Source organism: Bacillus sp. PAMC28571 (assembly GCF_014250435.1).
GTDB classification, from domain to species: Bacteria; Bacillota; Bacilli; order Bacillales; family Bacillaceae; genus Bacillus; species Bacillus safensis.
The window spans coordinates 2,919,184-2,939,283 of the sequence record NZ_CP060191.1; the positions used below are offsets into that span (position 1 = coordinate 2,919,184).

16 protein-coding genes and 1 other annotated feature are annotated in these 20,100 nt (G+C 40.3%); of the genes, 10 read left to right on the forward strand and 6 right to left on the reverse strand.

Annotated features, from left to right (window positions below; all coding sequences use genetic code 11):
- Positions 1–140: 140 nt before the first annotated feature.
- From H7F25_RS14860 to H7F25_RS14895, 8 genes are all read left to right on the forward strand, one after another.
- Complete coding sequence (locus H7F25_RS14860) at positions 141–2,672, forward strand: PEP/pyruvate-binding domain-containing protein (RefSeq protein WP_185853875.1); 2,532 nt, start codon at positions 141–143, stop codon at positions 2,670–2,672.
- 90 nt (positions 2,673–2,762) lie between these two features.
- Complete coding sequence (locus H7F25_RS14865; protein ID WP_151039854.1) at positions 2,763–3,335, forward strand: TetR/AcrR family transcriptional regulator; 573 nt, start codon at positions 2,763–2,765, stop codon at positions 3,333–3,335.
- Between the two features lie 40 nt (positions 3,336–3,375).
- Positions 3,376–4,710 carry an MFS transporter gene (locus tag H7F25_RS14870; protein WP_151039853.1) on the forward strand — a complete coding sequence of 445 codons (1,335 nt, stop codon included), beginning with the start codon at positions 3,376–3,378 and terminating at the stop codon, positions 4,708–4,710.
- Positions 4,711–4,982: 272 nt separating this feature from the next.
- Positions 4,983–5,966 (forward strand): YncE family protein, encoded by a 984-nt coding sequence (locus H7F25_RS14875; RefSeq protein WP_185853876.1) that lies wholly within the window; start codon positions 4,983–4,985, stop codon positions 5,964–5,966.
- The gene (locus tag H7F25_RS14880; RefSeq protein WP_024423590.1) at positions 5,963–6,649 is read left to right on the forward strand and encodes a response regulator transcription factor; all 687 of its coding nucleotides are present in this window, start codon (positions 5,963–5,965) and stop codon (positions 6,647–6,649) included. The genes H7F25_RS14875 and H7F25_RS14880 overlap by 4 nt, the downstream gene beginning before the upstream one ends.
- A complete protein-coding gene (locus H7F25_RS14885; RefSeq protein ID WP_185853877.1) occupies positions 6,646–8,061 on the forward strand; it encodes a sensor histidine kinase in 1,416 nt (471 codons plus the stop codon). The genes H7F25_RS14880 and H7F25_RS14885 overlap by 4 nt, the downstream gene beginning before the upstream one ends.
- A gap of 206 nt (positions 8,062–8,267) precedes the next feature.
- Positions 8,268–10,382: an ArnT family glycosyltransferase gene (locus H7F25_RS14890; RefSeq protein ID WP_185853878.1), complete on the forward strand. Its 2,115-nt coding sequence runs from the start codon at positions 8,268–8,270 to the stop codon at positions 10,380–10,382.
- A gap of 31 nt (positions 10,383–10,413) precedes the next feature.
- Positions 10,414–11,397: a glycosyltransferase family 2 protein gene (locus tag H7F25_RS14895; RefSeq protein ID WP_185853879.1), complete on the forward strand. Its 984-nt coding sequence runs from the start codon at positions 10,414–10,416 to the stop codon at positions 11,395–11,397.
- 54 nt (positions 11,398–11,451) lie between these two features.
- On the opposite strand, the gene H7F25_RS14900 is transcribed toward H7F25_RS14895, so the two are convergent.
- Together H7F25_RS14900 and H7F25_RS14905 are read right to left on the reverse strand one after the other, a co-directional pair.
- Positions 11,452–12,801 carry an amino acid permease gene (locus H7F25_RS14900; protein ID WP_024423593.1) on the reverse strand — a complete coding sequence of 450 codons (1,350 nt, stop codon included), beginning with the start codon at positions 12,799–12,801 and terminating at the stop codon, positions 11,452–11,454.
- A gap of 75 nt (positions 12,802–12,876) precedes the next feature.
- Positions 12,877–13,101 (reverse strand) — a binding site (T-box leader).
- An 89-nt stretch (positions 13,102–13,190) separates the two neighbouring features.
- Positions 13,191–13,865, reverse strand: coding sequence for an NAD(P)H-dependent oxidoreductase (locus H7F25_RS14905; RefSeq protein ID WP_024423594.1), 675 nt, complete (start codon positions 13,863–13,865; stop codon positions 13,191–13,193).
- 227 nt (positions 13,866–14,092) lie between these two features.
- Here H7F25_RS14905 and H7F25_RS14910 point away from each other — a divergent pair, with 227 nt between their 5' ends.
- Positions 14,093–14,458 (forward strand): winged helix-turn-helix transcriptional regulator, encoded by a 366-nt coding sequence (locus tag H7F25_RS14910; protein WP_024423595.1) that lies wholly within the window; start codon positions 14,093–14,095, stop codon positions 14,456–14,458.
- A gap of 10 nt (positions 14,459–14,468) precedes the next feature.
- Here the strand turns inward: H7F25_RS14910 and H7F25_RS14915 are convergent, their stop codons facing one another.
- From H7F25_RS14915 to H7F25_RS14925, 3 genes are all read right to left on the reverse strand, one after another.
- Positions 14,469–15,656, reverse strand: a complete 1,188-nt coding sequence (locus H7F25_RS14915; protein ID WP_024423596.1) for a PDZ domain-containing protein — start codon at positions 15,654–15,656, stop codon at positions 14,469–14,471.
- Positions 15,657–15,724: 68 nt separating this feature from the next.
- Positions 15,725–16,078: a swarming motility protein SwrAA gene (locus tag H7F25_RS14920; RefSeq protein ID WP_007500014.1), complete on the reverse strand. Its 354-nt coding sequence runs from the start codon at positions 16,076–16,078 to the stop codon at positions 15,725–15,727.
- 344 nt (positions 16,079–16,422) lie between these two features.
- On the reverse strand, positions 16,423–17,871 hold the full coding sequence (locus H7F25_RS14925) for a carboxy-terminal processing protease CtpB (RefSeq protein WP_044335916.1): 1,449 nt from the start codon (positions 17,869–17,871) through the stop codon (positions 16,423–16,425).
- Between the two features lie 153 nt (positions 17,872–18,024).
- Between H7F25_RS14925 and H7F25_RS14930 the strand changes: the two genes are divergently transcribed.
- Positions 18,025–18,765 (forward strand): sulfite exporter TauE/SafE family protein, encoded by a 741-nt coding sequence (locus H7F25_RS14930; RefSeq protein ID WP_024423598.1) that lies wholly within the window; start codon positions 18,025–18,027, stop codon positions 18,763–18,765.
- A 49-nt stretch (positions 18,766–18,814) separates the two neighbouring features.
- Here the strand turns inward: H7F25_RS14930 and H7F25_RS14935 are convergent, their stop codons facing one another.
- Positions 18,815–20,077 (reverse strand): murein hydrolase activator EnvC family protein, encoded by a 1,263-nt coding sequence (locus H7F25_RS14935; protein WP_034623763.1) that lies wholly within the window; start codon positions 20,075–20,077, stop codon positions 18,815–18,817.
- Positions 20,078–20,100 lie beyond the last annotated feature (23 nt).

Genomic DNA, 20,100 nt, shown 5'->3' on the forward strand with positions numbered 1-20,100 from the left:
TCCCCTTTGTAAAGATAGGTCTTTCCGTCTTTGACAATAACATCCAATCAATCCTATGATTAAAATGATAGTGCGCACTATCATTTTAAAAAATAGAGAGACATACAAACCATTGGCTATTTGGATAAGGGGGCATTCCCATGTATTCAGTTTTATTTCATGCGGCTGAAGAATCCGCATCACTCGCAGGGGCAAAAGGCCTGAATTTAATCAAATTAAACAATCACGGCCTGCCAGTCCCAGATGGATTTATTATCAAAACCAACAGCTTTGCAAGCTTTCTTTCATATCACAATCTGCAGCCAGCAGAACAAAACCTTTCTCAAAAAATCAAAGAAGCATCGTTTCCTTTACAAATGGAAGCAGAGCTGCTTTCGTCCTTTCAATCCTTGCGGAAGACTTACCCCTCAGTTGCAGTCAGGTCCTCTTCTGTTGCTGAAGATCTCGAAGGCGCCTCATTTGCAGGACAGTACGAGACTTATTTAAATATCAAAACAAATGAAGAGTTTTTACAGGCAGTCAAAGAATGCTGGTCTTCTTATTTTGCAGCGAGAGTCACAGAATATAAGGAAGAGATGAATGAAAATGAGGAAGAGATGCCGCTCATGGCCGTTGTCGTTCAAGGATTGATCCATTCTGACGTCTCCGGTGTCATCTTTAGTGAGAATCCCGTATCGGGGAAAACAAATGAAATGATGCTGACCGCAAGCTACGGATTGGGAGAAGCAATTGTCTCCGGCCTTGTGACACCAGACACGTTTATTGTAGATAAAGAGAACTTTTCGATTGAAAAAACACTTGGGGCGAAAGAGCTACAAATTGTTCCTTTCCAAGAGGGTGTCATCGAGGAGCCAGTATCGGAGGAAATGGCTGGCCAGTTTTGCCTGAACGATGATCAATTGAAGGAAATCACACAAATCACGAAACAAGTAGAAGAACTTTACGGACATGGAGTCGATATCGAATTTGGAATTGCAGATGGATCGTTTTATTTACTTCAAGCAAGGCCGATTACTACAGCTCTTCCAAAAGCAGTAAATGAAACAGCAGGTGCTTCTTTTCAAATGAAGCCAGAAGAGCTGCAGGATTTCTGGATTTCAATGGATGATCATATGCCTGGTCCAACGAGCCCTCTTTTCTCAAGCCTAATCATACCAGCCTTAAAAAGCGGGATGAAGAAAAATGGAGAAAAGTATCAAGTACCTGATATGAACATCAAAGATATTAAGCTTTACAGAGGCCACCTATACTCAGCACCGGATCTGCCAGAAGCGCAAGAAGGAGCTGCACCCGTTTTTGATGAAAGCATATTTGAGTTATTTCCTCATTTAAGTGAACGGATGTATGAGATTCTAGAGAAAAATTTCTTTCCATTTTACGAAAAACTCGATCGCCAAATGAATGAACCTATAACCATTGAAAAAGCCATCATTGGTTTTGAAGAATTAAAGAATTTTTATATCCAAGCATATGATGATCATTTTGATATCGTCATACCACAAGTCATTCTATCAGCCATCATTGAAGACATGCTTGTAACGTATACTGGTGATCAAACCCAAGTCGTCTTGCTGCACGAAATGATGATAGGCGTGATGAACAAATCTCTTGAAACAGACAAGGTGCTATCTGATATCGCAAAGGATGTCCTTCAAGATCCAGAACTTCATCAAGCATTTATTCAACATGAAAAGAACTCGGAGCTGTTACATGCACTCAATCACTCGGAAAAAGGAAGGCATTTCATTTCGAAATTGGAGGATTTTCTCCAAGTTTACGGCTGGCGATCTGTTAAAAGTCATGACCTTACAGATGAGACTTGGGCAGAAAACCCGGAGTTTATATTAGATATCATCAGAAATAACATCCATTGCCATTGTGATTTTGATGAAGAATTTGCAAAAGCAGTGATCAAAAGACAAGAGACATATAAACATTTTATGAGTCAAGTGAAGGATGAATCGTTTAAAACAAAATTTGAGACGCTGTATCAATTTGCCCTTCGAGCAGCGAATATCCGAGATGACCACCACTTCTATATTGATGCCATGTTAGATGCAAAAGCCCGGGTATATCTATTAAAAATTGGTGAACTTCTAGTACAAAAAGGATCTATTCCTCATCAGGAAGATCTTTGGTATCTCTACGATGATGAGGTACAAAAAGCGCTCACAACGTCTATCTCATTTGATTCGGTTATCCAGCAAAGAAAGATAGAAATGAAGGAAAATGAAGATATTCAACCACCGGCTTACATTGGTACACCAACTGAAGCGGAACTGCAGCAAGTAGAAAGAATGCTTGGTTCATTAAGAGAAAATGAAAACAACACACACGATGTGATCCATGGAATTGGCGCATCCAGCGGTATTGTTTCTGGAAGAGTAAAAGTCATTACATGTGCTGACGAATTCTCACAATTTCAAAAGGATGATATTTTAGTTTGTAAAACGACCACACCTTTATGGACGTGCTTATTTAGAGATGCGAAAGCAGTCATCACCGATGCTGGAGGCATTTTATCTCATTCAGCTATTATCGCAAGAGAGTATATGATGCCAGCTGTCTTAGGTACTAGAATAGCAACTGAAACACTTCAATCCGGTGACCTTGTGACAGTAGATGGCAGCAATGGACGCATTCAGATATTAAAACAGCATTCGCGTGCATAAACTTATCATTTTGGATGATATTGGCGGTCATAGGTTTTATCGGTATACTTACTTTGTTGCAAACACATTCATAACCTGAGGTGAGTATGCTTGTTAAAATCTACAAATCAACGAATCATTCGCGCAACAATGGATTTATTAACTGAAAAAGGCTATCAAAAAACAACAACCAAAGAAATAGCGACAAAAGCGAATGTGAGTGAAGCAACTATTTTTCGCAACTTTAAAAACAAACGCGGCGTGATTGCTGCCATTATGAAAATGAAATCAACACCGACAAAAACCCTAGAAGCAGAATTCAAAGGCGATTTATACACCGATTTGAAGTTTCTCGGTACCTATTTCCTTGAAGATTTGACTTCCAAAAAAGAATTTATTTATATCAGTATGCGAGAACCGGCTATGTATAAGGATTTAACCAGTCACGAAAAGATTTATCCTCAAGAATTGAGAGAAATGCTCATACAATATTTCAAAAAGATGGGTGCCCAGCATCATGTATTAAAAGGAAATGAAGACATTTATGCAGACATTTTCATTAGTACGTATTTCGGATTTTTCATTCAGCAGCTAGAGCAAGATTTTCAACTCGTTCTCACACAAAAAGAAGATTTTATTGAAACATGCACACACATTTTCATGAGAGGAATTTCTCCCGCTTAAAGGGTGGAATTCTTCTTTTTTACAAAAGGTGGTATACACATTGAGGTTAAAAAAAGAGAGTTTCGTCATCTATTCTTTGTTACTTGGAGCTATACTAGTTCCAGTCAATTCAACGATGATCGCTGTCGCTCTATCATCCATATCAATTTATTATGATCAATCCCTTGCAAACATCACTTGGGTTGTCACAATTTATCTTATTGTCATGGCAGTCACTCAGCCTATCGCTGGTAAGTTAGGAGATATATACGGACACAGGCGAATGTATTTAATTGGGGTCATGCTCTTTTTAATTGGCTCAATTGGATGTGCTTTAGCTCCTAATCTAGCTTTTCTCATCACTTTTCGTTCCATTCAAGCAGCTGGCGGTGCTATTTTAACACCGAATAGCATTGCATTAATTCGTGCAACAGTATCCCCCGAAAAACTGTCTAAAACAATGGGGTATTTTGGGTTTGGAGCCGGTATTGGTGCCGCACTTGGACCTTTTATTGGTTCGATTCTTATTCAGAGTTTTGATTGGCATTCTATATTCTTTGTCAATATCCCATTCTTGTTCCTTACACTTGTTACCGGCGTATTACTCATTCCAAAAACAAAGCATACACGCTTACAAGCAAATGTAGACATCACTGGTTCACTATACTTAACCATCGGGATTGCCACACTCATTCTATGCACTAAAAGCCAATTGCTAAATGAATACTTGATCTATGGAATTCTAGCATTGATCGTCATTCCTTTATTCTTTAAACATGTACGAAAAGTAAAGAATCCGATTATCGATTTGTCGCTTTTTAAAAACAGTTCATTTACAAACGCAAACCTGTCGATCATGCTAAGTAATTTTGTGATGTATGCCATTCTTCTAATTATGCCGCTGTTTATGGAACAACAACTTGCACTTTCTCATACACAAAGCGGTATTATTCTATCAGTATTTTCTCTTTGCATGTCTATTAGCGGCTTGTTAGGGGCAAGACTCCATCCGAAAAAAGGCGCGAAAAAAATGATTGGCTTTTCATTTCTCTGTCTCACTTTATCAGGCATCATGTTAATCACACTCAGTCAGTTCCCTACCTTACCACTGCTTATCGTGACACTTGTCGCAGGCGGAATTTCATCAGGTATTGGAATGACCAGTATGCAGATGGCTTCTTTAACGTCTGTTGATCAAAGCTTATCTGGTTCAGCATCTGGTATTTTCTCTACCTTTCGATATTTTGGCAGTATCATTTCGTCTACATTGATTGGGATCATGAGTGGTTTTCAATCTTTATTTATTGTATTAATGGGTGCAGGCATTCTTGGTTTCCTTTTATCTCAACGTGTAAAAACCAAATCAACCTCCCCATCATCTGAACATTCCGCCTAATGACTCCCTTGCTCTATGTTTAGTTAGAGCGGGGAGTTTTCATCATTTGTATCACTGTAAACTATAGCGAGTGCATCCATCAAATCCTGAAAATCATCTTTTAAAGAAGAAAAAATGGCATATGTCCAGACAAAAAAGGAACTTCAGGTACAAATGGTCTCCCTCACTTACCTAAAAGCTTCTTTCCATCTTTTCAGCATGGATAACTTCAATTTTTTTTCACAATTTTTGTGGTATGATTTTGAAAATAGAGAACGCAAAGGAGCGGAAGAATGGAACGTGTGAAATATGTTTTGATCTGTTTATCAGCTCTACTTTTATTCCTGACAGGCTGTGGAAAAGAACAGCAATTTACGCCGCCAGGCAGCTCTCAATCCATCGCTGTCATCTCTCAATTAAAAAAAGCCTCCTTTTCAATAGTTGATATACAAAAAAATAAAATGCTCTCTTCTGTGGATTTAAAACACCCACTCACTGATCTTATTCAAATCAATAAAGACGTCATCATCGCTACAAGTAAAGAGGGAGAATCCCTTATCGAAATTAATCTAAAACAAGGTACAGCGACAGATTATATGAATGTGGATAAAGGACTGACTTCCCTTACATATGATGCAGCTTCTCATACATTAATCGCTGCCAACTCACAGAAAAATGTCGTTTATTTTATTGATACGGAGCGCAAAAAAATAAAATCGACTGTGAAAACTGGAACATTACCTTCTTCTATGACTCTTTCTTCATCAGGTATTTTATTTGTTTTAAATGCAGAAAGTCATACTGTCTCCGTCATAGATATTGAAAAGGAAAAAAATATACGTACGTTTTCTGTACTTGAACGGCCTTCTGGGATTCATTTTGATGGACAGTCTATTTGGATCGGCGGCCACGGTAAACCAGGCACCTTAAATAAGAGTATTTTTGCTTATGACCCTAAAACTGGAAAAAAACAGCGAGAAATAAAGCTAGGCGTTATGCCTGTTGCATTTTTTCCAGAGAAAAATTCTTCTACTTTATATGTACTATGTCATGGAGATCATACGCTATACAAAGTAGATACCAAAACAAATAAACAGCTTGCTTCTGTTGAAACTGGTCAAAATCCGAATTATATCACTGCTGATAAGACATCAATTTATGTGAGTAACTTGGATGACAACTCAGTATCCATCATCGATAAACACTCACTTATCATGAAAAATCAACTGAATGTCCCATCAGGACCTTATGCTATCGTGTTGGAGGAAAAGAAATGAAGGAACAAATGCGTATTTTAATCGTAGATGATGAGCTTGATATGCTTGAGTTAATCGGGTCTTTTTTAAAGAGACATGGCTTTCACATTATCTCTGCGAATAATGGAAAAGATGCCTTGCATCAGCTTGAAAAGGAATCTGTTGACCTTGTTGTATTAGATATCATGATGCCTGACATGGATGGATTTGAAGTCTGTCAGCGTATTCGACAAACATCTCAAATACCGATTTTATTTTTAACAGCGAGGAGTTATGAGGAGGACCGAATTAGAGGACTTGAAATTGGAGCGGATGACTATATCATGAAGCCTTTCAGTCTGCGTGAGCTTGCAGCAAGAATCGAAACCACTCTGAGACGAATTAGAGGTCTTTCGCTAAAGCGCAGCCGAATACAGATTGGTGACATGGAGATTGATCAAGATGGCAGACAAGTTTACCTCCATCAACAGCCCGTTAATTTAACAAGAAGAGAATTTGATTTACTCATGTTTCTTTTGCTCAACCAAGGACAAGTGTTTTCACGAGAACACCTTTATCAAAAATTGTGGGAATCACATTCAACGAGCGGCTCTTTAAGAACTGTCGATACACATATCAAAACGCTGCGACTGAAATTAAAGGAAGCAGAACGATATATTAAAACCGTTTGGGGTGTCGGCTATAAGTTTGAGGAGGCAGAATGAAGCCATTATCGATTAAAAAGAAAGTACTCTTCTTAATCCTTGCAGTGATCGGAATCGTTGCAGCCTCAGCGCTTGCCCTTACCTTTTACTTATACCAGCATTTATATATTGATAAACAGATCGATTCCTTAAGTTTGCAAGGTAAGAAGCTGGCAGAAATCTATCACACACATGGGAAAGACAAGTATTTTACCGACAGAATGAAATGGGCAAATGACTCAAGTCAGGCAAGCATTATTTTTACAGATGATCCAATGGAGCTTTCAAGTGGACTTCCTTTTGATACGGACACAAATGATAATCTCATTACGTTCAAAGAACGCCAAAAGCTCCTTCAAGGTGAAACCGTCGTGTTAATTAGAGAACACCCAAAGTTTCACCAAGATATTCTTGGCATCGCCATCCCTGTTTTCTCAAGCAATGATGATCTATCGGGAACTATTTTCCTCTCCATGCCCTTATCAGATGTATATGAACCCTTTGTCCAAATTAGATTGACGCTTGGCATATCCACCTTAATGATTCTGCTCCTGATATTCGTGATTGGATATAAGAGCTCCAATAAAGTAGTGCAGACAATTAATAAAATGAAAGAAATTGCAATGGAAATGGAATCTGGTGATTTCTCAAAACGAATGGCCGTAACCAAAAAAGGAGATGAGTTAAACCAGCTCAGCCGCTCCTTTAATAAACTGTCTTCAACCCTCGAAAAAGTTGAACAGCACCGCAGGGAATTTCTTGCGAATGTCTCTCACGAACTTAGAACGCCTTTAAGTTATATGAAAGGCTATGCAGAAGGAATTGAAGAAGGGATTATTGATCAAAAAAAAGGAATGCAAATCATCCAAGATGAGGCCACACGTTTAAGCCGGCTTGTGCACGATCTTTTAGATCTTGCACAGTTAGAAGGTGACTCCTATCCACTTACGATGGAGCCAATCGTTTTTGCACAGCTCATTCACGATGTTCTTGATCAAATGGCATTCATCGCTGACAAAAAAAGCATTACTTTCAAACAAACGCTTGAAGAGGATTGTATTGTTTATGGTGATAGCGACCGTCTCCAACAAGTGATACGTAATTTACTGGACAATGCCATTCATTACACACCATCTGGAAAATCAATATCGATTGAATTACAAGTTCACCAAGGTGTTGCTGAATTGAAAGTGACCGACGAAGGCAGCGGTATTCCAAAAGAAGATCTCCCACATGTTTCTGAGCGATTTTATCGTGTAAATAAAGCACGAACAAGAAAGGATGGCGGCTCTGGCCTTGGACTAGCCATTGTCTATCAAATCATTAAAAAACATCATGGAACATTCGACATTCAATCTGAACCTGGCTTTGGTACGACAGCCATCATTCAACTTCCCAATGCTCCATTCAATGAGAGCTCACCTACACTATAGCTACTCACATATTTTAAAATATCATTTGGAATTACTATTTTATCAATAAATTCAGCAACCATATGATTTTCTACAACTTGAACAGCTCTTTTCACCAAGAGCTGTTTTTATTTCTAAAAAATAAAAAAATGGTCTTTTTTTATTAACATTTTATTCATATTTGCTTGTTACACTTTTTTCAAGTGAAAAAAAGGAGTGACTTGCTTTTGATCAGACGTTTTCAGAAATTTGATATTTATTTATTTTTCATATTGATCTTATCTGCCATCTTAAACATTTATAACATTTGGGAAGATGATACGGTGAATGCGTATTATACTGCGGCTGTCACTAGTATGATGCAAAGCTGGCATCATTTCTTCTTTGCTTCATTTGATCCAGCAGGGTATGTCACGGTGGATAAACCCCCGCTCACCTTCTGGCTGCAAACGATCAGTGCCAAAATTTTTGGTCTGCATGGATGGAGCGTCATCTTGCCTCAAGCTTTAGCAGGCATTGGATCTGTTTATCTAATCTATCGTCTTGTCAAACCAACTTTTGGTCAAGCAGCGGCAAGATTAGCGGCACTTATCATGGCGTGTACACCTATTGCGGTGGCTGTATCCCGCACAAATAATATTGACAGCTTACTTGTCTTTATACTTTTACTAGCAACAGGAATGATGTTCAAGGCTGTAAAACAGCAAAAGGTTCTTTGGGCGATTGCTTCGTTTGCAATGATTGGCGTCGGCTTTAATACAAAAATGCTACAAGCCTATATGATCGTACCAGCACTCATTCTTTTTTACATCATTGCCTACCGAACGACATGGAAGAAAAAGTTGTTATCACTAATGATTTCAATGATTGTTCTTTTAGGTGTATCTGCTTCTTGGTCTATAGCGGTTGATCTCACTTCCAAAGACAATCGTCCTTATATGGGATCTAGTCAATCGAACTCAGCACTAGAATTAGCCTTTGGTTACAACGGTCTTCAGCGGCTGACTGGTCAACAGTCTGGCGGAGGAGGCGGCACAAATCAGGGTAAGGGACAGCCGCCTTCACAGCAGGGTGATCAGCAAAATGACAATGATTCATCCACCATGCCTCAGCCGCCATCTCATGGAAATCAAAACAACTCAGACAATTCAAACCAATCATCCAGTCAGGAACAGCCTTCAATGCAAGGACCCCCAAACAGTGTAAACGGCACAACACCACCTGATATGCCATTTGGCGGTAATGGTGATGGACCGCCAAATGGCATGGGCGGAAAAATGGGAAATGGCTCCGGCATGTTTGGTACAGGAACCAAGGGACCGTTACGTCTGTTCCAATCTGAACTGTCCGATCAAATCAGCTGGCTGCTTCCATTTGCAATCTTCGGTGCGATTGGTATCTTCTTCTCGACTGCCTTTGAAAGAAGACGTCTCAATACAAAACAAAAAGAAACACTATTTTGGTTAGCATGGCTTATTCCTGTTGCTGCATTTTTCAGTGTAGCAGGATTTTTCCATCATTATTATTTGATCATGCTGGCACCGCCAATTGCTGTATTAACAGGAGCCGGTTGGGTTTCTATGACACAATTGTTCCAAACAGGAACTGGGTTTAAAAAATGGCTGCTTCCAATTGCGATATTCGTCACAACAGCATTTGAAATCTTTATCCTATCTACTTTTACAAGCACGATCGGTCTTGGACTAAGCATTGCAGTCGGTATCCTTGGTGTTGGAACAATCCTTTCTCTGCTTTTGATAAAAGGAAAAGAAAAACTAAAACAATTCGTGTCTCTCATCGCCATCCTTGGCATGCTGATTGCACCACTATACTGGGCAAGCACACCTCTTCTTTATGGGGGAAACAGTATGCTTCCAGAGGCTGGTCCTCAGCTTGCAACTTCAAGTGGCAGCATGAGTTCACAAGTCAATGAAAAGCTGATCAGCTATCTTAAGAAAAACAATACGGGAGAAGAATTCCTATTCGGAACAACAGATGCAACCACTGCTTCACCTTACATTATTAAAACAGGAAAAGCTGTTATGGCATTAGGTGGATTTAGTGGATCTGATAACATTCTCACGCTTAGTGAATTCAAACAGCTCGTCAAAGACGGCAAAATCAAGTACTTCTATCTTTCTGGTATGAGAGGCGGCAGCTCTGACATTCTCACTTGGATTCAAAAAAATGGCAAAGAAGTATCTGCTTCTAAATGGCAGAACAGCTCTACATCCAAAACGAACCAGCAAACAGACAGCCAACAATCAGAACAAAATGATCGGTCAAATGGAAGAATGGGCGGAATGGAGAGCGGCACTCTTTATGAACTATCCGTTGATTAATTCATCTATTAAAAGGGAGGAAGGATGACTGATGGAAAACAACATACGATATTCTATTGTAGTCCCAGTCTATAATGAAGAACTTGTGATCCATGAATCCTATCAGCGACTGAAAACAGTCATGGATTCGACGGGAGAAGCATACGAGCTTCTCTTCGTCAATGACGGTAGTATGGATCGAACAGCTGAACTAATTAAAGGGTATTCCCAAAACGATCCGAATGTAAGACTCATTGATTTCTCACGTAACTTCGGACACCAAATTGCCATTACAGCTGGGATGGATTATGCAAAGGGAGAAGCGGTCATCGTGATAGATGCAGACCTACAAGATCCGCCTGAATTGATATTAGAGATGATCGCAAAATGGAAAGAAGGCTATGAAGTCGTATACGCCGTGCGCACCAAACGAAAAGGCGAAACTTTTTTCAAAAAGCAAACCGCTTCCCTTTTCTATCGCGTTTTACGTCAAATCACCGAAGTAGATATCCCAATCGACACCGGTGACTTCAGGTTAATGGATCGTAGAGTGTGCCATGAAATGAGAAAAATACGAGAAAAAAATCCATTTGTTCGCGGCCTAGTCAGCTGGGTAGGTTTCAAACAAATTGCAGTAGAGTACGTTCGAGATGAACGTCTAGCAGGAGAAACAAAATACCCGCTCAAAAAGATGCTCAAGCTCTCGATGGATGGAATCACTTCCTTTTCCTATAAACCTTTGAAGCTAGCGAGTATAGCAGGAATTGCCCTTTCCGCTATCGGATTCATTTCAATGTTTCTTGTACTTTACTTAAAGCTTTTTACAAACAGCACCATTACAGGATGGAGTTCATTAATTGTCATACAGCTGTTCTTTAGCGGCATCATCCTCTTTATGCTGGGAATGATTGGAGAATACATCGGCCGAATTTACGACGAGGCAAAAGATCGACCACTTTACATCGTAAGAGACAGCTACGGGCTTCAGTCAAAGCCCCAGCCTGTTCAACCCCCTGTTCATTTCAAGCAATACTAACAGCATTAAAAAAAGCGTGTGAGACCTCTTTAAAGGTCCCGCACGCTTTTTGTATTAAGCGGCTGTGTCAAACCGCTTTTTGTTGATGAAGAAAGAAAGAGTAATTATCAAATAAATGCCCATCGTGACCATCGTTTGGACAATTGGAGTTGTTGACACAACGCCGATGAAAATGGCAATGATCGCAATCACAGAAAACCATGTTGTGAAAGGATACAGCTTCACGCGATATCCTCCTGGTTCTGTTACACTTCGAGATTTTAAATGCCCGACAGCAATAATAAACCAGATGAATAAGACCGTATAGCTTAAAGATCCCATTAAATAATTAAAGGTTTGACTTCCTACAAAAAGAGAAATCAATACAGCGGCATACAATGTAGATGTACACACTAGGATCGCTCTAACAGGCACCTGCTGTTTTGATAGCTTTGAGAAGCCCTTCCATACACGCCCATCCATCGCTTGCGTATAAAGTACCCTTGAGGATGCGTACAGCCCAGAGTTCATAGAAGACAAGATCGCTAGTAAAATGATACCGTTCATTATGTCACTTGCATATGGCACGCCAATCGTTGCAAACACGGTGACGAATGGACTCACTTGCTCATTGTTTACTTGATTCCAAGGAATCAAGCTGACGATGATGAAGAACGGCAGTACATAGAAGCCGATGATTCGTACAAATGTACTTTGGATGGCCTTTGGGATGACTTTTTCAGGGTTTTTTGTTTCTGCTAATGTGACCCCGATCATTTCAGTCCCGCCATATGAATACACCACAACAAGCATGGCCGCAATTAAGCCGCCTGTTCCATTCGGGAAAAATCCTCCGTGGTCGGTTAAGTTGGATAATCCCGGTGCTGCATGCTGACCAAATGAGACAAACAACATGGTTAACCCAATGATAATAAATAAAAGAATGACAGCAATTTTAATAGAAGCTAACCAGTACTCCGTCTCAGCAAACATTTTAACAGAACAAACATTGATCAATGTCACAACAAGTGAAATGATTAACACAAGTATCCAAATCGGCACTTGTGGGAACCAGTACTGAATAAAGATTGCAGATACGATTGCTTCTGCTGCAATGTTCAGCACCCACATTTTCCAGTATATCCAGTCTAAGAAATAAGCCGGATATTTGCCTAACACCGGTTCAATTAAATCACGGAATGTTCTTGCGCCAGGTCGTGCAACCGTCATTTCGGCAAGTCCTTGCATAATAAATAATAAAATAAGACCACCAATCATATATGCCAAAATGACAGCAGGACCTGCGATATCAATAGCAGAGCTGCTTCCTTTAAACAGACCAGCACCAATTGCTCCGCCAAGTGCGAGCATCATAATATGCCTTGACGTCATTGTTCGTTTTAACTGCACATGTTCCTTTTCCATTTTCTATAGCTCCTTTAAATTTGAATCTTCAGACAAATATAGGATAAAAGCATATAAAAAGGCCAGTCATCTCCTTGAAGAGACGACTGACCTTGCAACCGCGTTACCACTCTAATTGATTCAGCCATAGCTAAATCCAACTTAAAACCCGTTAACGGAGGTCACACGTAAAGACTTACTATTCATTCAGTCTTACCGCTCTTTGAGCGAGTTCAATGATTCGTTTTACTGCGTTGCACCACCCCGCAGCTCTCTAAAAAAACGGATGTTCATCTACTATTCTCAAGTCAAAGCGTTTATAGTCAATTTGTATATTCATCAAAGATTTTATTTTTTAAATATACTGACTAACCACGCAATTGTCAACATCCTTTTTCAGACATTCTCTTTTAACGAATCCAAACAGCGACTTCATCCATCGGACGGCGCGTTTTGCCGCGCTTCGGCTCAGTCACACGATAACCAAAGGCTGCCATGACAGAAATATCATACTGACCATCCTCAAGCAGCCCTTCTTCATCTAGAATGCGATGAATCTCATCGTAGCTGAATCCCTCGACCGGGCATGAATCAATGCCAATTTGTGCAGCGGCTGTCATCATGTTTCCAAGAGCAATATACGTTTGTTTTGAAGCCCAATCAAAGAGCGTGCGTTCATTTTCTAACAAATGAAGATCATTCTCTTGGAATTCTTGGTAGCGTCCCTTCACCATCTCGAACGTTTCGTCTGACATTCCTTTGATTTGCTTGTTGATATATTCTGCATATGCTGAATCATAACGGGCGTCTGTTCTTGCCAAGATGATCACAAAATGGCTGGCAGTAGGAAGCTGCTTTTGCGCTCCCCATGTATACTCTTTTAATTTTTCTCTAAATGCTTCATTTTGAACAACGAGGAACTTCCAAGGCTCAAACCCTACAGAGCTTGGGGAAAGTCTTCCTGTTTCTAAAATAAATGCAAAATCATCCTCTGGTATTTTTTTCGTTGGATCAAACTCTTTTGTCGCATGGCGGAACTCATACGCCTCAATGATTTCTTTTTTTAATTGCTCTTTGTCTCGCATTGTATTCATCCTTTCTATTAACCAATTAGGGCGTTAGTTTCATCAATCCAATTTCTTTCCATTCCCATATAGAAATTGTTATGATAAAAAAACAACAGCCCGAATGTGTGATGTGATATCTCTATGGTATAAGAAAAGCTTCGAGTGATTCAAGTACGCACATTTTTGTTCGTTAGTTACCATCTTGTTCGTATATCACCAAATTTGTCTAAGAAAGGCGTGTTAAGATGAGTGCACCATCCAACCCAGTCAGTATTGTCAATCATGGCTGTCCCGTTTCAGTGACGACAAGTGTCATAGGAGGGAAATGGAAAGGAGTGATCCTTTATCATTTGACTTGCGGACCAAAACGCTACAATGAATTGCGCCGGCTGCTGCCAAGAATTTCTCAGCGTGTCCTCACACTGCAATTGCGTGAGCTTGAACAAGACGGCGTTGTCCATAGAGAAGTCTATGAGGAGGTCCCCCCTCGTGTCGAATATTCCCTCACTTCTCTCGGAAATACATTAAAGCCTATCATCTTCGCCATGCGTGAATGGGGCGAATCCTACGGGAAAGAAGCGCGCCCAAAAGAAAAAAGCTGCCATCTCTAGCAGCTTTTTTTTAAGATGAAATTGCCGTTGGTTTTTGCTGTGGATCATCCTTCACAAACAGGATGCCAAGCTGATGATGCTCCCCTTCGTAAGAAGCACGTTTCTCAAATCTTGTCTGACCATTTAAGCCAATGATCTCGAGCTTTGTTAGAGCACGATTGGTTTGAAGGGCTTCATAAAATTCCGAAACGGTTTTGACTTCAATTCCATTCACTTTTGTGATGACTTCTCCGATCTCAAGCTTTAAATCAGCCGCTGGTGTATTTGGAATAATCCCCAGCACCATCAGCCCTTGATTACGCTTAGAGAAGTAGAACGGGGCAGCATTGTCATTGACCCTCTGCTTCCATGAGAGAAAGGCTCTTCCTATCACCGCAATCAATACAGCTCCCCAAGCAATCGGTTCAAACCAAATACTTGCAGCACCTAATAAGGCGACAGCGAGTCCGAGCATGAGAATACGCCGCGCTGTAATTTGAATACTAACAATTGGCAGTGAGCCTTGAATTCTCTGACCGAATCCGATGATATATGGAATCAAAATAAATGAAAAGCTTTGATCATGCACTTGAAGCACCGGCCACCATGGCAGAGAAGAAGTGAATTCACCTGCCGGCATTAGCAAAACAAGCGGTAAAAGCCACAGACGGTTTGCCCGCTGCTGACCAATTAAAAGTCCTCTCGCACTCATCACCATAGCAGGCGATGTACGTAAATGCGCCGTTCGATAGGCTAGAATTCCCTCGGTCATTAATAGAAGTCCTAGCAGAATGACAACGGCTGATGCATTCATCATTGAGAGCTGCGGCAGCCAAGAATGACTCACTTGGAAATGCATCAGTCCAAGTGCCGCAATAAAACTGAAACCGAGTGTGTATGCAGACGAAAGCGCACTCGCCTTAAAGAATAAAGAGAAAACGATGGTCATCGCTGCAATCAGCACGATGAATCCAGGGGGGAGGGCAATCCCTAAGCCTACTGAAATAACGGATAGGCAAATCCCTAGAATCCATCCCTTTGAATATGTAAATTTAAGTTCATCGTATACATCTTCTATTCTTGTTTGAAACGCTTTTCTCTCCCGCTTTACGCGGATGTAGCCATGCAATAGGCTGATTAATATCATGAAATAAAAAAGAGGATGGATTAAAAACAGACCGACCGCTTTTAATCCGGCTCCCATCCACTCCGAGCTCATTATCGTTCACCGCCCAAGTCAAGCATTTTCTCTTATTCTATCAAATAAATCGATGCTTGACATCAGGTTTATTTCTCCTGATTCATCCAAAGTGTGACATTCGACAGTGAAAAATCTTTTAAGTAGTGATTGACATCTACATCTAGTATGCCGCCGAGCAGCTGCATCGACCTCTTGATGTCGGTTAAGTTTATACCAAGTCTCTTATGATTATCCATTAAATAATTGAAGTATATCTCAGCACAGTCTTCATCGATTTCGTCGACTGATTCTACCGTTGTGTAATTGACCAAGTACCTGCTTAACAGCATGAGCAGACTTAATGCCTTTGTAGCGGAAAACGTCACATCTTTCGTACGACTCTTAAGTTCCTCTACCAACTCGTAATATTTTTTCTCTCTCACAATACTTGCCCTTTTCAATTGTGTACCCCCATTTACTAGTTCTTTTAAGAAAAGCGCAAACCTCGGTACAGCTTAATGCTCAAGCTGAATATCCGCAAAAAATAAAATATTTAAAATGAGTGCTACTTTTTATTGTAAGAATTATTTATGTAACATACAACTTTCAAAAGTTTCATTTTCATGACATGTTTAAATCAACAGAAAGTCTCTTATATACATATGTTATCGGGTAAAATTGAAGGAATGTTATGTTTTTTGTAAAATAAATGAATATATTTCTCGATATAATTTATTTTTAATCATAAATTATTACATGTTCATGACACTTATGAACCAAAAAAAAGAGGCTTTTATTCGCCTCTTTATTTTTTAAGATATAGTGCTTTTAGTGCAGTCTGTAATTGAAGGTCATTTTTTTCGTAAGATTTCACTTCATCCACCATTTTGTTCATCATTTCTGCTGTTTTTAAATCAATGACACCTGATTTATCGAGATTGTATGTGCTTTGGAAGGCAAGTACGGCCTTTTTCGTTTCTTCATCAAAGTATCCATCTACTCTGCCAGGGTCAAATGACAATCCCTTTAACAGCGTCTGCGCTTGTCTCACTTCTTCATTGTTCATATCAAGCTGAAGGGGTTCTTTCAGCTGAAGCGGACCTGCGGTAAAGTAATCCGGCTGATGAATCGCAATTGTCGGTACGACGCCTTTTTTGTGAATCCAATTGCCTTTTGGCGTGAGCCATTTATACAGCGTTAATTTAATATTACTTCCATCTCCCATCGGAACCGCCTGCTGCACAGTTCCTTTTCCAAAGGAGACATCACCGACAACTTCATACTTTCCAGCTTCTTTCATGGCTCCAGCAAGTATTTCCGAAGCGGAAGCACTGCCTTTATCAATTAAGACGTTGACTGGGTAAGGCTTTTGTTCTTTCAGTTTTGAAAAATATCGTTTCCGGTCGCCATTCCGTTCTGCGATTTGAATATAGGGCTGATCCTTCGTAATAAAATGTTTCAAAATATCTTCCACACTTTGCAGATAGCCGCCAGGGTTTCCTCTCACATCCAGTACAAGACCTTCTATGCCCTTTTTCTCGAGCTGTTTCAGGCTTGACGTGAAATCCTTCGCCGTATCTTCAGAGAAGCTGGAGATCGCAATATAGCCTGTTTTATGACCATTGACCTCTTTTACAGAAGAAGTCACTGTTTCAAGCGGGATTTCTTCTCGTTTGATATGGAACGTCAGCTCTTTTTCAATCCCGTTTCGTTTGATTGTTAAGGCGACAGACGTACCTTTTTTTCCTCTTATTTTCAGTACAGCATCGTTTAAGCTTTTTTCTTTCATCGGCTCACCGTCAATGCTGATGACCTCATCTTTTGGCTTTAGACCTGCTTTTGCCGCAGGGGATTTTTTAAAGGCGGAGACGATAATGATCTTTCCTTCATCCATCCCCACTTCTGCCCCAATTCCCTCAAAGGAAGAATCAAGCGAATCAGAAAATTGCTTTGCGGTCTGCTTGTCCATGTATACTGAATACGGATCGTTTAACGTCGAAAGCATTCCTTGGATCGCGCCTTCAAGCAGCTTTTGCCGATCCACTTCCTCTACATATTCATTTAAAATAAGGTCATAGGCTTTCTCGATCTTTTCCATCCCATTCTCTTTCGCCTTATCACTTGATTGAGCTTGTCCAGCCATTGCAGCGGCTGCTTGCGGTGACTCCGCATGAGTTCCCTCTTTATGCGTCATCACACCTGCACTTATTAAGAGAACGACACTTGCCATAATAGATGCGATTTGTTTTTTCATATTTGGCCTCCTTCTTCAACTCTTCCTGATGACCTGAGTTATTATATGCCAGAAGAAGGGATTTCATGTAAAGACATTCTCCCGTGAAGGCTTGACGAATCATTTTATTAGGTGTAATTTTTATTTTGTTATGATTGAGAAGGAGTCTTCGCTATGTATATTATCTTGACGATGCTTTTATTAGGAATTTTATTAGGTTTTGTAGGAGCAGGCGGGGCGGGATTTGTCATCGCATTGCTTACATTAATTTTTGATATCCCTATCCATACCGCACTTGGGACGTCATTAGCCGCTATGGCATTTACGACACTATCAGGTGCATACAGCCACTACCGAGAAGGGAACATTCAGCTGAAATCTGGTTTGATTGTCGGGGCTCTTGCTTGTATCGCTTCTTTTGCTGGGGCTAAGGTTGCTCCTTTTATTCCAGAAGAAAGTCTGCACTATTTAACAGCAGGAATGCTTTTTTTATCCGCTGTTTTTATGATGATCAAACTATTTGTTCTTAATGAAGAGGCTGAACAGCAGCCGCTTTCTTCACGTCAGCTGATGACAAGAGGCATTATTTTAGGCCTTGTATCTGGGATGCTGTCAGGCATGTTTGGTATCGGGTCTGCACCATTCATTCAAGTAGGGCTTTTGATTTTACTTAAGCTGTCGATTAGGCAAGCCGTTGGCACGACCATGCTTGTCATTATTCCGATTTCCATCGGCGGTGGAATTGGATATATTTCAGAGGGTTATGTTGATTTTATCTTGCTGATTCAAATATTAATTGGAACCGTATTAGGCGCATTTATCGGCGCGAAATTTACACGCCTTGCACCGAAGCTCTTATTGAAATCAGCTGTTCTGTTAACACCTATTATTGCCGGATTACTGCTGCTGTTTTAATTCTATCTAGACCAAAAAAGCCGATAACATCATGTTATCGGCTTTTTGATTAGCGGATATATTGCGCTGGATTGACTGCATTTGATTTTGCGCCATTCCATAATCCTTTATGAATTTCAAAATGAAGATGCTGACCATGCGATTGGCCGGTATTTCCCATATAGCCAAGGAATTGTCCTTGTTCGACTCTCTGTCCTGTTGACACACTTCTTGTAGACAGATGGGCATATACAGTTTGATACGTCTGTCCATTGATATTGTGCGTAATGAACACAACATTTCCATAGCTCGATGAGTAGCTTGAGTTTGTGACGGTTCCAGATGCTGCTGCATAGACAGGAACTGTGCCCTTTGCTGCAATATCTAATCCGAAGTGGTTTCCGCCAGAACGTCCGCCAAAACCAGATGAGAAACGCCCTGCAGCTGGTTTAATAAAGCCTGAGCTGCTTGCTGGTGTATCAGATACTTGATCTGAGCCGCCGCTGTGAGGTGCAGGTGCATTTTTTTCAGCTGCTTGTTTTGCTTTCTCCGCTTCTTCCTTTTGTCGGTGTGCTTCCTCAGATTTCACTGCCGCTTTTTGATTCGCAAGGATTTCTTGTTCATTCTCAAGCTTGCCTAGTTCATCATGTGCATGATTTTTTTTATCTGTCACATCACCTAAAATGTGTTCTTTTTCTTTGTGCTTCTTAGATAAATCTTTTTTCAGTGCTTCTAGCTCTTTCAGAGATGTTTCAAGTCCGCTTAGCTGATTATTTAGCTCTGCTTCTTTTTGCTCCACCAGCTTTAAATCATTTTCATGTTCTGTAATCATGTCTTTGTCTGCTTCGACAATCGTTGTGACAGCCCCAACACGACCGACAAAATCACTAAAGCTGCGAGCACCTAGCAGCACATCTAAATAGTTGATCGTACCGCCGCTTTTTTGCATGGAACGAATTCGGTCTTTGAAAATGGCTTTTCTTTTTTCAATTCGCTCATTGATGACTTGAATGTCTTTTTTTAGCTTCTTGATCTCTTGCTTCGTTTTTTTAACTTCTTTCTCTTTTTCAGCGACTTTTTCAGTTGCAGTACTTACCTTTTGGTCAATTTGTTCAATTTCTTTCTTGAGCTTTGATTCTTTCTTTTCAAGCTTTGCCAGCTCTGACTTCTTCTTCTTCAAGCTTGATTCAGTCTTCGATGTTTTCTCTTCGATTTGTTGACGTTTTTGATCTAGGTCTTCGTATGCGAATGCACGATTCTCGTTCCCTGGAATGTATAGCCACGTTGTTCCAATAAACGCTGCCATTCCAGCCATCATCAGCTTTCTTTTCAAAACGATATTCCCCTCCCATGACA